13 protein-coding genes are annotated in these 12581 nt (G+C 64.8%); 9 read left to right on the forward strand and 4 right to left on the reverse strand.

What is annotated here, in order from left to right; genetic code table 11:
* Positions 1–6: 6 nt before the first annotated feature.
* From cydB to purT, 4 genes are all read right to left on the reverse strand, one after another.
* Positions 7–1161, reverse strand: coding sequence for a cytochrome d ubiquinol oxidase subunit II (cydB, locus tag AB3147_RS26650; protein WP_218342600.1), 1155 nt, complete (start codon positions 1159–1161; stop codon positions 7–9).
* A 14-nt stretch (positions 1162–1175) separates the two neighbouring features.
* A complete protein-coding gene (locus AB3147_RS26655; protein WP_367353404.1) occupies positions 1176–2750 on the reverse strand; it encodes a cytochrome ubiquinol oxidase subunit I in 1575 nt (524 codons plus the stop codon).
* 127 nt (positions 2751–2877) lie between these two features.
* The gene (locus AB3147_RS26660; RefSeq protein WP_175122040.1) at positions 2878–3423 is read right to left on the reverse strand and encodes a GbsR/MarR family transcriptional regulator; all 546 of its coding nucleotides are present in this window, start codon (positions 3421–3423) and stop codon (positions 2878–2880) included.
* A gap of 311 nt (positions 3424–3734) precedes the next feature.
* Positions 3735–4952: a formate-dependent phosphoribosylglycinamide formyltransferase gene (gene purT / locus AB3147_RS26665; protein WP_367353405.1), complete on the reverse strand. Its 1218-nt coding sequence runs from the start codon at positions 4950–4952 to the stop codon at positions 3735–3737.
* 103 nt (positions 4953–5055) lie between these two features.
* Between purT and AB3147_RS26670 the strand changes: the two genes are divergently transcribed.
* The 9 genes from AB3147_RS26670 to AB3147_RS26710 all read left to right on the forward strand — a co-directional run bounded on the left by AB3147_RS26670 (position 5056) and on the right by AB3147_RS26710 (position 12533).
* Positions 5056–6045: a KpsF/GutQ family sugar-phosphate isomerase gene (locus AB3147_RS26670; protein ID WP_367353406.1), complete on the forward strand. Its 990-nt coding sequence runs from the start codon at positions 5056–5058 to the stop codon at positions 6043–6045.
* Positions 6042–6650, forward strand: a complete 609-nt coding sequence (locus tag AB3147_RS26675) for a KdsC family phosphatase (RefSeq protein WP_191578447.1) — start codon at positions 6042–6044, stop codon at positions 6648–6650. Before AB3147_RS26670 ends, AB3147_RS26675 begins: the two co-directional genes overlap by 4 nt.
* Positions 6651–6687: 37 nt before the next feature.
* On the forward strand, positions 6688–7320 hold the full coding sequence (lptC, locus tag AB3147_RS26680; RefSeq protein WP_175186334.1) for an LPS export ABC transporter periplasmic protein LptC: 633 nt from the start codon (positions 6688–6690) through the stop codon (positions 7318–7320).
* A complete protein-coding gene (gene lptA / locus AB3147_RS26685) occupies positions 7317–7940 on the forward strand; it encodes a lipopolysaccharide transport periplasmic protein LptA (protein WP_367353407.1) in 624 nt (207 codons plus the stop codon). Before lptC ends, lptA begins: the two co-directional genes overlap by 4 nt.
* A gap of 33 nt (positions 7941–7973) precedes the next feature.
* Positions 7974–8768 carry an LPS export ABC transporter ATP-binding protein gene (lptB, locus tag AB3147_RS26690; protein ID WP_169271627.1) on the forward strand — a complete coding sequence of 265 codons (795 nt, stop codon included), beginning with the start codon at positions 7974–7976 and terminating at the stop codon, positions 8766–8768.
* Positions 8769–8984: 216 nt separating this feature from the next.
* On the forward strand, positions 8985–9323 hold the full coding sequence (gene hpf, locus AB3147_RS26695; protein ID WP_056319592.1) for a ribosome hibernation-promoting factor, HPF/YfiA family: 339 nt from the start codon (positions 8985–8987) through the stop codon (positions 9321–9323).
* Positions 9324–9671: 348 nt separating this feature from the next.
* A complete protein-coding gene (locus AB3147_RS26700; protein WP_175122034.1) occupies positions 9672–10127 on the forward strand; it encodes a PTS sugar transporter subunit IIA in 456 nt (151 codons plus the stop codon).
* Between the two features lie 20 nt (positions 10128–10147).
* Positions 10148–11074, forward strand: a complete 927-nt coding sequence (gene hprK / locus AB3147_RS26705) for an HPr(Ser) kinase/phosphatase (RefSeq protein WP_006216298.1) — start codon at positions 10148–10150, stop codon at positions 11072–11074.
* A 25-nt stretch (positions 11075–11099) separates the two neighbouring features.
* The gene (locus tag AB3147_RS26710) at positions 11100–12533 is read left to right on the forward strand and encodes an aminotransferase-like domain-containing protein (RefSeq protein WP_367353408.1); all 1434 of its coding nucleotides are present in this window, start codon (positions 11100–11102) and stop codon (positions 12531–12533) included.
* Positions 12534–12581 lie beyond the last annotated feature (48 nt).

A 12581-nucleotide genomic window follows, 5' to 3' on the forward strand; every position in this document is an offset into this window, starting at 1 on the left:
CCTTTATCAGTACGAGTTGGGCGTGTCGCCCACCGATTCATGGGTGACCTTGCCGCGCATGACGCGATACACCCAGCCGGTGTAGAGGGTCACGATGGGCAGGAAGATCGCTACGGCGATCACCATGATCCACAGCGTCAGGTGGCTGGACGAACCGTCCCAGATGGTCAGGCCGGCCTTCGGATTGGTCGAGGACGGCATGATGAACGGAAAGAGCGAGAAGCCCACCGTCAGGATCACGCCGGCGATCGATGCCGAGGACGACAGGAATGCCAGCATGTTGGCGCGCACGGTCAGCAGCAGCGCCGCCAGCACCGCGCCCGCCACGCCCAGCGCGGGCGCGATCCACATCCACGGCCACTTCGCGTAATTGGCCATCCAGGCGCCGGTCTGCACCGACACGGTCTTGAGCATCGGATCGGACGGCGCGGACATATCGACCGCGCTGGTGATTGCATGACCCGGCACGCCGCCCGCGACCCAGAAGCCGCCGGCCACGAACAGCACCGCCGTCAGCACCGCGCACAGACGGCCCCAGTTGCGAGCGCGCGAGGACACGGGGTCATCCGTGCGCCAGGCCAGCAGCACCGCGCCGTGCATGGCCAGCATCACCACGCTTAGCACGCCCGCAAGCAGGGCGAACGGCATGAACAGCTGGAAGAAGTGCCCTTCGTAGATCGGGCGCAGCGTCACGGCGTCGAACGTGAACGGCACGCCCAGCACGATGTTGCCCATCGCCACGCCGAACACCAGCGATGCCACGACGCCCGAGAAGCACAGCACGGCGTCCCAGCGATTGCGCCAGCGCGTGCCTTCCATCTTGCTGCGGTACTTGAAGCCCACCGGCCGCAGGATCAGCGCCAGCAGGACCAGCATCATCGCCAGATAAAAGCCGGAGAACGATGCGGCATAGAGCAAGGGCCACGCGGCAAAGATGGCGCCGCCCGCCGTGATGAGCCAGACCTGATTGCCTTCCCAGACCGGTCCCACCACGTTGATGACGATGCGGCGCTCGGCGTCGGTCTTGGCGACCACCGGCAACAGCGCCGCCACGCCCAGGTCAAAGCCGTCCATGACGGCAAAGCCGATGAGCAAGGCGCCCAGCAGCACCCACCACACCACGCGCAGCGTGCCGTAGTCAAAAGGAATTAGGGTATCCATTTGCGTTTCTCCCCTTAGGCGCGCACGGCGGCGTGGACGGGATCGGCGGCGGCATCACCCGGCGCCGGCCCGTCGGATTTCGGTCCGGCCTTGATGGCGTGCAGCATGACCTTCACGCCGATGATGAGCAGGATCGTGTACAGCACCAGGAAGATCGACAGGCTGATGACGAGGTCGGTCATGGTCAGACCCGACGCCGCGTAGTACGTGGGCAGCACGCCTTCGATCACCCAGGGCTGGCGGCCGTACTCGGCGACGAACCAGCCGCTTTCGATCGCGACCCACGGCAGCGGCAGGCTCCACAACGCCACCTTGAGCAGCGCCGGACGCTTGTCCAGGCGGCCGCGCGAGGCAAGCCAGAACGCCACGCCGAAGAACAGGATCAGGTACATGCCCACCGCGACCATGATGCGGAACGCCCAGAACAGCGGCGCCACCGTCGGCACGGTATCGATCGCGGCCTGCTTGATGTCCGCCTCGGTGACCTTGCTGACGTCTGGTTGATAGCGCTTGACCAGCAGCGCATAGCCCAGGTCCGGCCAGGTCTTGTCGAACACCATGCGGGCATCGACGTCCTTGGGATTGGCGCGGATCTTCTGCAAGGCCTCATACGCCACGAGGCCGTCGCGGATGCGGTTCTCGGCGCGCAGGATCAGGTCGTTGATGCCCAGCAGCGGCGTGGTCAGCGACCGCGTGCCGATGATGCCCATGACATAGGGAATCTCGATCGCGAAATCGTTGCGGCGCTCGGCCTGGTTCGGGATGGCGAACAGGTTGAACGACGCAGGCGCGGGCTCGGTGTGCCACATGGACTCCATGGCCGCGATCTTCATCTTCTGGTGTTCGGTGGTGAGGTAGCCGCTTTCGTCGCCCAGCACGACCACCGACAGGGCGCCGGCCAGACCGAAGCTGGCCGCCACCGCCATCGAGCGCTTGGCCAGATCGATATGACGGCCGCGCAGCAGATACCAGGCGCTGATCGACATGACGAACATGGCGCCCGCCACATAACCGGCGCTGACGGTGTGCACGAACTTGGCTTGCGCGACCGGGTTGAAGATGACCGCAGCGAAGTCGGTCATTTCCATGCGCATCGTGTCGGGGTTGAAGATCGCGCCGACCGGGTTCTGCATCCAGCCGTTGGCGATCAGGATCCACAGGGCCGAGAAGTTGGTGCCGAAGGCGACCAGCCAGGTCACGGCCAGGTGGCTGACCTTGGACATGCGGTTCCAGCCGAAGAAGAACAGGCCGACGAAGGTGGCTTCCAGGAAGAACGCCATCAGCCCTTCAAGCGCCAGCGGCGCGCCGAAAATGTCGCCGACGTAGTGGCTGTAGTAGGACCAGTTCATGCCGAACTGGAACTCCATCACCACGCCGGTGGCCACGCCCAGCGCAAAGTTGATGCCGAACAGCGTGCCCCAGAACATCGTCATCTTTTTCCAGATGGCGCGTCCGGTCATGACATACACGCTTTCCATGATGGCCAGAATGAACGACAGGCCAAGGGTGAGCGGGACAAAGATGAAATGGTAGAGCGCAGTCGCGGCGAACTGGAACCGCGAGAGATTCACGACATCGAGATCAATCATGAGGCTGCTCCCAAGGCGTCGACGCGCTGCGGCAACCGGCATGGTTCCCAGGCCGTCTGACGCGCCATATTAGGGGCGTTGCATAACAACTTCATAGAGGTTTCCTGAAAAATCGAGGCGAGACGGATCAGCCCTTGCCCCGCAATTTGCCGGCGAATCCCAGCACCTTCTGCACCTTGGAACCAAGTTTCATGAGGCTTTGGAGGGTTTCGGGCGGCAGCCGTTGAACCTCATCGAACCACCCCGTGGATAGTTCGATGAGCTCCAGCATTTCGGTCATTCGTTGTTGCGCGTAGGCCTCGTCCGCGCCGGACGGCGACTCCAGCAGCGTGTCGCGCAGGAGCGTGAGGGTGGGATCGACTTCGCGCTTGCGCTTTTCTTCCATGAGGATGCGGAAGATTTCCCAGACGTCCTTGGGAGTCTCGAAGTAGTCGCGGCGGTCGCCCACCTGATGGATCAGCTTGACCAGGCGCCAGGACTGCAGCTCTTTCAGGCCCAGGCTGACGTTCGAGCGCGAAAAGCCCAGGGCTTCGGCGATGTCGTCGGCATTGAGCGGCTGCGGCGCGAGAAAAAGCAGGGCATAGATCTGGCCGACCGTGCGATTCACGCCCCAGCGGCTGCCCATTTCACCGAAGTGCAGGACAAAACGTTCAATCTGGGGGGAAAGCGCCATGAGGATCAGCCGGTAACTCAACGACGCGCTGCACGACATATGCAGTTACGTTGATTTCAGAAATTTCTGAAATTATCGAACAAACGATGAGAAAGCGCAAACCACACTTGCCGCAGGGGCAAGGGCGCAAACCCACGTCATTCAGAGGACGCGCAGGGCAAATTAGCCGTTCAACGTGACAGCCATACAACACTTGGCGGGCGCGACGGACGGCAAAAACGCCACCGGCCGGTTGGCGGGTGGCGTTCAAGGGGGAAAGCGGGGCGTTGACGGTGGTCGTTACCCCGTCAGCGACGCAAGGATTTGGGCGATCAGCCGGCCTTGACGGTCACGGCGGCGGACACGCGCTTGGCCTTGGCCCTGGCGGCGGCAACGTCCTCGGCCACGGCCAGGCCTACGCCCATGCGGCGCTTGACGAAGGATTCGGGCTTGCCGAAGAGTCGGATGTCCGTGCCGGGCTCGGCCAGCGCCTCGGCCACGCCGTGGAAAGTCACGGCCCTGGCTTCCACGCCGCCATAGATGACGCTGCTGGCGCCCGGCTGGCGCAGGCTGGGGTCGACGGGCAGCCCCAGGAGCGCGCGGGCGTGCAGTTCGAATTCGTTCTGCACCTGGGTGATCATGGTGACCATGCCGGTGTCGTGCGGACGCGGACTGACCTCGGAGAACCAGACCTGGTCGCCGGCCACGAAGAGCTCGACGCCGAAGATGCCCAGCCCGCCCAGTTCGGACGTGACGGCCAGCGCGATGTCGCGGGCGCGCTGGAGCGCCGCGGGCGACATGGGGTGCGGCTGCCAGCTTTCGACGTAGTCGCCGTCGACCTGCTTGTGGCCGATGGGCTCGCAGTACCGGGTCTCGACCTGGCCGTCGGCGCCGCGGGCACGCACGGTCAGAAGCGTGATTTCGTAGTCGAAGCGGATGAACCCCTCGACGATGGCGCGGCCGCCCCCGACCCGGCCCCCTTCCTGGGCATAGCGCCAGGCGGAAGCGACGTCGTCGGCGCTCTTGATGACCGACTGGCCCTTGCCCGAAGACGACATGACCGGCTTGATGACGCACGGATAGCCGATGCCGCCGTCGATGGCCTGGCGCAGTTCTTCCTCGGTGTCGACGAAGCTGTACGGCGAGGTGGGCAAACCCAGGGTTTCGGCCGCCAGGCGGCGGATACCCTCGCGATTCATGGTGAGCTGGGCCGCGCGGGCCGTCGGGGTAACCCGCGCCACGCCGGCCGCTTCCAGTTCCACCAGCAGGCTGGTGGCAATGGCCTCGATTTCGGGGACAATAACGTGCGGCTGCTCCTGCTCGATGACCTGCCGCAGGGCTTGCGGGTCTGTCATCGAGACCACATGCGCCCGGTGCGCCACCTGATGGCCCGGGGCGTCCGCATACCGATCCACCGCAATGACTTCGACGCCCAGACGCTGCAGGGCGATGATGACCTCTTTGCCCAGCTCACCGGAACCCAGCAGCATGACGCGGGTGGCCAAGGGGGACAGTGGCGTGCCAAGGACGGGACTGGAAATGCTGGACATGGAGCGGGCCTGGAAGGAAAGTTTGAAAGCCGTTGAAAGACTCGCCAGCATGCCATACGCCCCTGCGCGGGGCAAACTAGCATACTGCGATTAAAATCCGCCCATGACCGACCATCCCACCTCATCGTCCGGCACCGCGCTGGCATCCGCGCGCAGAACGCTACAGATCGAAAGCCAGGGCCTGCTGGACCTGTCCGCCCGGCTGGATGACAGCTTCACGCGGGTCGTCGACCTGCTGCTTGCCTGCCGCGGCCGAGTGGTCGTCAGCGGCATCGGAAAAACGGGACACATTGCCCGCAAGATCGCCGCAACGCTGGCCTCGACCGGCACGCCTGCCTTCTTCGTACATGCCGCCGAGGCCGTCCATGGCGACCTGGGCATGATCACCCGCGACGACGTCCTCATCGCCATTTCCTATTCAGGCTCGGGCGAGGAGCTGCTGACCATCCTCCCCGTGGTGCGCCGCATGGGCGCCGGCCTGGTGGCGATCACCGGCAACCCGCAATCCGAACTGGCCCGCCAGGCCGACATCCACCTGGATGCCAGCGTGGCGCAAGAGGCCTGCCCGCTGAACCTGGCGCCCACCGCCAGCACCACGGCCGCGCTGGCACTGGGCGATGCCCTGGCCGTCGCCTGCCTGGAAGCGCGCGGATTCGGGCCGCAGGATTTTGCCCGCTCGCATCCGGGCGGCGCGCTGGGCCGCCGGCTGCTCACCCATGTGCGCGACGTCATGCGCGAGGGAACGGCCCTGCCCATCGTCACGGCGGGCACCTCGGTGTCGCAGGCCCTGGAGGTCATGTCAGCCAAGGGCATGGGCATGACGGTCGTGACCGACACGCAGCACCGCCCGCTGGGCATCTTTACCGACGGCGACTTGCGCCGTCTCATCGCGCGGCACGGCGACATCCGCAGCCTGACCGTCGAGGCCGGGATGACGCGATCGCCGCGCAGCATCCACCCTGAGGCGCTGGCCGTCGAGGCCGCCCGGCAGATGGACGAACAACGGCTCAATCACATGCTGGTGATGGACAATGACGGCGCGCTGGTCGGCGCATTGCACATGCACGATCTGATGGCCGCTAAAGTGGTATGACTATGAACCTCTCTGCTTCCCTGAATCACCCGGCCGAAGCGCTGGTGCTTGCCCGTATCCCCGCCATCGTGCGCGAACGCGCCGCGGCTGTGCGCCTGATGGTCTTTGACGTGGACGGCGTGCTGACCGACGGCAGCCTCTATTACGGCGAAGGCGGCGAACTGCAAAAGCGCTTCCACGCGCTGGACGGCCACGGGCTGCGGCTGCTGATGGAAGGCGGACTGAAAGTCGCGCTGATCACGGGCCGTTCCGGCCCCATCGTCGCGCGCCGCGCGGCCGAACTCGGTATCGCCGAAGTCATCCAGGGCGTACGCGACAAGGGCGCCGCCCTGACCGAACTTGCGCAGCGCTGCGGTGTCCAACTGAATCAAACCGGCTACATGGGCGATGACATCATCGACCTGCCGGCCTTGCAGCGCGCGGGCTTTGCCGCCAGCGTGCCCAACGCCCCCGGCTACGTCAGCCAGGCCGCGCATTGGGTTTCGACCCTGCCCGGCGGAAGCGGGGCCGTGCGCGAATGCTGCGATCTCCTGTTGGCCTCGCAAGGCCGCCTGGGCGCCTTCCTGGCTGCGCCGGGCCTGCTTGGCCCCGGGGCGATCCAGTGATTCCGCCCGTAACGAATACGCCTTCGCGGCGCACCCGATGAAAGAACGCTTTCCCTCACTGATCGCGCTGTTCCTGCTGCTGGTGCTGGTCACCAGTTCTTGGTGGGCGGCCGATTACGCGCAACGCGCCATCCAGGTGGACCCGCCGCGCCGCGTCACCCATGAAATGGATGCGTGGTCGCGCAATTTCGTGATGTTGCGCACAGATCCCACGGGCAAGCCCATCAATCGCCTGGAAGGCGAGTACATGGAACACTTCCCCGACGACGACTCGTATCACGTCACGGCGCCCCGCGCCGTGGGCCAGCGCGAGACCAATCCGATCACGGTGGCGGTGTCCAAGACGGCCGTGATGGAACAAGGCGGCAAGCGCATCGTCATGCAAGGCGACGCCCATGTGCTGCGGCAGCCCGACGCCGAGAACGACATGCTGGACGTGCGCAGCCAGCAACTCATCATCCTGCCCGATGAAGACGTGGTCTTCACCGACCTGCCTGCCACGGTCCTGAAGGGCCGCTCGCGCATGCAGGGCACGGGCATGCACTACAACAACAAGACTCGCCAATTGCAGGTTTCGGCATCGACCGACGTGGAAATTGCCGGTTCGGAAGGCAGACAGCAACGCCGCACCGAAATTCCAGCCAACAACACTGACCAGAAAAAACCATGACCGACCTTCGGACCCTCCTCGCCCCGACGACCCGCCTGATGGGCGCCGTGCTATTGACGGCCTGCGCGCTTGCGCCGGCCCACGCGGCGGAACCGAAAGCGGCCGCGCCGGCCGAAGAGCCCAGCACGCTGATCCTGTCGGACACGCTGCACTACGACGACGTGAAGAAACAAAGCGTGTTCACCGGCAACGTCAACATGACGCGCGGCCTGATGACGCTGACCTCCGACACCCTGCAGATGAACGAGGATGCCAAGGGCAACCAGTACGGCACGGCCACGGCCAACAAGGGCAAGGTCGTCACCATCCGCCAGGAGCGCCCCGAAAACTTCGAACTCATCGAAGGCAAGGGCCTGCGCGCCGAATACGACGGCACCAACAGCACGTTCGACCTGATCGGCCAGGCCATCGTGACCCGCTACGTCTGTGGGAAACCGTTCGATACCATTCGCGGCGAACGGGTACGCTACAACGAGAAGTCCGGCACTTACGAAGCGCAAGGCGGCCCGAACTCCGCCGCGGCCGGTGGACGCGTGCGTTCCTTGGCCGAACCGCGCGCCAAGCTGGACGCCGCCGTCGCCGAATGCCGCACGCAGCAGGCAGCCAAGAAAGGGCGCTGAAGCGCTTCTCCCGCAACACCAATCGCAGCCACGATGAATCAACCTTCAGTGCCGACCCCCGTGACCTCCGCCCCTTCGGGCGTCAAGCAGGGCAGCCTGCGCGCAACCGGACTGCGCAAGACCTACAACGGCCGCACCGTCGTGCAGGACGTGTCCCTGTCCGTGGTCAGCGGCGAAGTCGTCGGCCTGCTGGGCCCCAATGGCGCCGGCAAGACCACCAGCTTCTACATGATCGTCGGCCTGGTGCCGGCGGACGCCGGCCGCATTGAAATCGACGGCTCCGTCATCACCGCGATGCCCATCCACAAGCGCGCGCGCATGGGCCTGTCGTACCTGCCGCAAGACGCCTCCGTGTTCCGCCGCCTGACGGTGGAGCAGAACATCCGCGCGGTGCTTGAACTGCAAGTGGGTGCGGATGGCCGTCCGCTGTCGACCCCCAAGATCAACGAACAGATGGAATCGCTGCTCGAAGAACTGCAGATCGGGCACATCCGCAGCAACGCCGCCATCTCGCTGTCGGGCGGTGAACGCCGCCGCGTGGAAATCGCGCGCGCGCTGGCCACCAGTCCGCGTTTCATCCTGCTGGACGAACCGTTCGCCGGCGTGGATCCCATTGCGGTCATCGAAATCCAGCGCATCGTGCGCTTCCTGAAGGGCCGGGGGATCGGGGTGCTGATCACCGACCACAACGTGCGCGAAACCCTGGGCATCTGCGACCGCGCCTACATCATCAGCGAAGGCAAGGTACTGACCGACGGCCACCCCGACGAAATCGTGGGCGACCCCGCCGTTCGCCGGGTGTACCTGGGCGAACACTTCCGTATGTAACCACTGCCTGAAAGACCCCGTAACGCATAAAAATAGACCGCCATACGCCCTCGGGCTCAGCCATAAAAATGCCATGAAGTTGCGGTAGGTCAGCTTGTTTTATCGGCCCGAGTCTATACACTAGAGCTAAACGAACCCTGCTTATTGAAGGAGAACGCCTACGACCCCACCGCGCCTTTTGCGCAATTTTTTCCTCTTTTAGAAGGAGAGCACACTATGAACCTGAGCATCTGCGGTCGTCACCTCGACGTCACCCCGGCCATCCGGGAATATGTCATGAACAAACTGGCGCGAGTGCTGCGGCATTTCGATCACGTCATCGATACCCAGGTCATGCTCTCAGTAGAGCCCCTGCGGCATAGAGCCGAAATCACCATGCGTCTGAGCGGCAAGGACATTCATTGTGAAGCAACCGATGAAAACCTCTATGCAGCCATAGACCTTCTTGCTGACAAAGTCGACCGTCAGGTCATCAAGCACAAGGACAAGGTAAGGAGTCATTCAGCAGAGTCCGTGAAGCGGCAAGCGGCGACACTCTCGCCACCCCAGCAGTAACGCGCTTCATGACCGCTCACCTGAGCGACTAGCAGTACAGCGATCCCCGGATCCTGCCTAAGTCCCGGTGTCCCGCTAGACCTTGCGTCCAGCCGGGGCATCGGCAAACTCCCCTCCTGCACTACCCAATCCCCTTTGTTTCATCCGCTGCCGCCTGACGGCCCCTTCGCGTTTTCCCTGGCTTTGTCCGATACGTGCCTCTGCGGGAACCCTCCGAGGCCCAGGAATGTCCACAAGGTATCGCGATCAGACTATGCTGTCGCTCTTGTGGTCCCGCTGGCATCTCGGTCTTCCGAGGCCCGGGTCGGTTGATTGTTGCAGTGCGTCATATAACCCTATAATGCCCCGATGAATCATTTGTCGCGCATCCTCCCCGCCGGCAACGTCGTGCTCGATATGCTCGCCACGAGCAAGAAACGTGCGTTCGAACAGGCCGGTCTGCTTTTTGAAAACAACAACGGCTTGGCACGCGCCCTCGTGTTCGACAGCCTTTTTGCCCGCGAGCGCCTGGGGTCCACTGCCCTGGGTCAGGGCGTGGCCGTACCGCATGGCCGTGTGAAGGGTCTGGAGCAGGCACTGGCGGCGTTCATCCGCCTTGCCCAGCCCATCACCTTCGACGCGCCCGACGGACAGCCCGTGTCGATGCTGCTGTGCCTGCTGGTGCCTGAAAACGCCACGCAGCAGCACCTGGACATCCTGGCCGAACTTGCCCAGCTGATGTCCAACAAGGCATTGCGCGAGGCCCTGGCCACCGAGCCCGATCCGGCCATCGTCCACAAAATGCTCACGACCGGCCAACTCTGATCCCACGCGGAATCGCTGCCATGCTCACGGTGCAGGAACTCGTCGACGACAACGCCGACAAAATCCCCTTTAACTGGATCTCGGGCCAGGGCGCCGCAGACCGCGCGATTCCCGACGACGGCATGGCAGCCGCCGACCTCGTCGGCCACTTGAACCTGATTCACCCGTCGCGCATCCAGGTGTTCGGCCAGGAAGAGCTGGCGTACTACACGCGCTTCGACCTGCGCCGCCGCATGCACCACATGGACGAGCTGCTGATCGGCGGCGTGCCGGCGATTCTGCTGGCCGATGGCCTGACGCCGCCGCAAGATCTGGTCGACCAGTGCGACCAGCACCAGGTGCCGCTGCTGTCCACGCCGGTGGCCGCCGCGCAGCTCATCGACCTGTTGCGCATCTATCTCGGCAAGAAGCTCGCACCCACCACCACGGTGCACGGCGTGTTCCTCGACGTGCTGGGATTGGGCGTGCTGATCACCGGCGAATCGGGTCTGGGCAAGAGCGAACTCGCCCTTGAACTGATTTCGCGCGGCCACGGGCTGGTGGCCGATGACGCGGTCGAGTTCTCGCGCACCGCGCCCAACATGATCGAAGGCCACTGTCCGCAACTGCTGCAGAACCTGCTCGAAGTCCGCGGCCTGGGCCTGCTCGACATCCGCACGATCTTTGGCGAAACGTCGGTGCGCCGCAAGATGCGGCTCAAGCTCATCGTGCACCTGGTGCGCGCCACGGCGCAGGACAAGTTCGAGCGCCTGCCGCTGCAGGACATCACCCAGGACATGCTGGGACTGCCCGTGCGCAAGGTGATGCTGCAAGTGGCCGCGGGCCGCAACCTGGCCGTGCTGGTCGAGGCGGCGGTGCGCAACACTATCCTCAAACTGCGCGGCATCGACACGCTGGGCGAGTTCATGGAACGCCAGGCCATGGCGATCCTCCAAAGCAGCAAATGAGCCCGCAACGTCGCCCTGCGGCATCGTGAGCCTTTACGAAACCCTGGCCGACGAGATCGCCGCGTCGATTGCAAGCGGCGTCCTGCGTGCCGGCGACAAGCTGCCTTCGGTGCGCGACGCGTGCGCCGCGCGCGGCGTCAGCCCTTCCACCGTCTTCCAAGCCTATTACCTGCTAGAAGCGCGCGGCCTGATTCGCGCGCAGCCGCGCTCGGGCTACTACGTCAACGCCCCCGCCGAATCGCTGCCGCCCGAACCGGGCGCCTCGTGTCCCGACGGCGAATCCACCGAACTGGCGATGAGCGAGCGGATCTTCGACATCCTCGGCTCGGTGCGCAACCGTGACGTCACGCCGCTCGGTTCGGCCTTCCCCTCTCCGCTTCTGTTTCCGTTGCCGCGATTGGCGCAGGCCATGGTCGCGCATCTGAAGCGCCAGGATCCGCGCGACACCGTCGAAGACCTGGCGCCCGGCAATCCGCGCCTGCGCCGGCAGATCGCGCTGCGCTACCTGATCGGCGGCATCAACCTGCCCGCCACCGATATTGTCGTCACCAACGGCGCCCTGGAGGCGTTGAACCTCTGTCTGCAAGCGGTCACGCAGCCGGGCGACACCGTCATGGTCGAGGCGCCCACCTTTTATGGTGCGCTGCAGGCGCTGGAACGACTTGGCCTGAAAGCGCTGGAAGTCCCTACCCATCCGCGCACGGGCATCGACCTGGACGCGATGCAGGCTGCCATCCTGCGTCACGCACCGCGCGCCTGCTGGCTGATGACGCAATTCCAGAATCCGCTGGGCTGCCTGATGCCCGACGACCGAAAGCGGCAACTGGTCGAACTGCTTGCGCGGCACGACATTCCGCTGATCGAAGACGACGTCTATGGCGAGCTGTACTTCGGCACGACACGGCCCGTACCCGCAAAGGCGTACGACACGCGCGGACTGGTGCTGCATTGCTCGTCGTTTTCGAAATGCCTGGCGCCCGGCTATCGCATCGGATGGGCCAGCGCCGGACGCTACGCCCAACAGGTGCAACGCCTGAAATTGTCATCGACGCTGTCGGCATCGGGCCCCGCACAGGGCGCGATTGCCGAATACCTGGAACAGGGTGGCTACGACCGCCACCTGCGTCGCCTGCGCCAGACCTTGCAGGCGCAGCAGGAGCGCATGGCCGACGCCATCGCACAGGCCTTTCCCGCCGGCACGCGCGTAACGCGGCCACAGGGCGGATTCTTCCTGTGGCTGGAACTGCCCGCCGCCGTGGATGCGTTGTCGCTGCACCGCCAGGCGCTGGCGCGCGGCATTAGCGTGGCGCCTGGCCCGATCTTCTCGGCCAGCGGCCAGTTTGGAAGCGCGCTGCGTCTGAACTACGGACATCCCTGGGAAGCCGGCATCGAGGCCGCGATCCGCACGCTGGGCGATCTGGCGCACGAAGCCTGTCGCGCGGCGACCGCCGCACGCTAGCGCGCCTGTCCGGCCGCGCGCGGGACATCCGCCCGCGGCCTTCATCAG

The organism is Achromobacter animicus (genome assembly GCF_040775605.1).
Lineage (GTDB): Bacteria > Pseudomonadota > Gammaproteobacteria > Burkholderiales > Burkholderiaceae_B > Achromobacter > Achromobacter animicus.

Coding starts and splice junctions, on each gene's coding strand:
- AB3147_RS26660 (WP_175122040.1), bottom strand. CDS start 3,423: ATGGCGCTTTCCCCCCAGATTGAACGTTTTGTCCTGCACTTCGGTGAA.
- cydB (WP_218342600.1), bottom strand. CDS start 1,161: ATGGATACCCTAATTCCTTTTGACTACGGCACGCTGCGCGTGGTGTGG.
- lptB (WP_169271627.1), top strand. CDS start 7,974: ATGAATCAACCTTCAGTGCCGACCCCCGTGACCTCCGCCCCTTCGGGC.
- lptA (WP_367353407.1), top strand. CDS start 7,317: ATGACCGACCTTCGGACCCTCCTCGCCCCGACGACCCGCCTGATGGGC.
- AB3147_RS26675 (WP_191578447.1), top strand. CDS start 6,042: ATGACTATGAACCTCTCTGCTTCCCTGAATCACCCGGCCGAAGCGCTG.
- hprK (WP_006216298.1), top strand. CDS start 10,148: ATGCTCACGGTGCAGGAACTCGTCGACGACAACGCCGACAAAATCCCC.
- purT (WP_367353405.1), bottom strand. CDS start 4,952: ATGTCCAGCATTTCCAGTCCCGTCCTTGGCACGCCACTGTCCCCCTTG.
- AB3147_RS26670 (WP_367353406.1), top strand. CDS start 5,056: ATGACCGACCATCCCACCTCATCGTCCGGCACCGCGCTGGCATCCGCG.
- AB3147_RS26655 (WP_367353404.1), bottom strand. CDS start 2,750: ATGATTGATCTCGATGTCGTGAATCTCTCGCGGTTCCAGTTCGCCGCG.
- lptC (WP_175186334.1), top strand. CDS start 6,688: ATGAAAGAACGCTTTCCCTCACTGATCGCGCTGTTCCTGCTGCTGGTG.
- hpf (WP_056319592.1), top strand. CDS start 8,985: ATGAACCTGAGCATCTGCGGTCGTCACCTCGACGTCACCCCGGCCATC.
- AB3147_RS26700 (WP_175122034.1), top strand. CDS start 9,672: ATGAATCATTTGTCGCGCATCCTCCCCGCCGGCAACGTCGTGCTCGAT.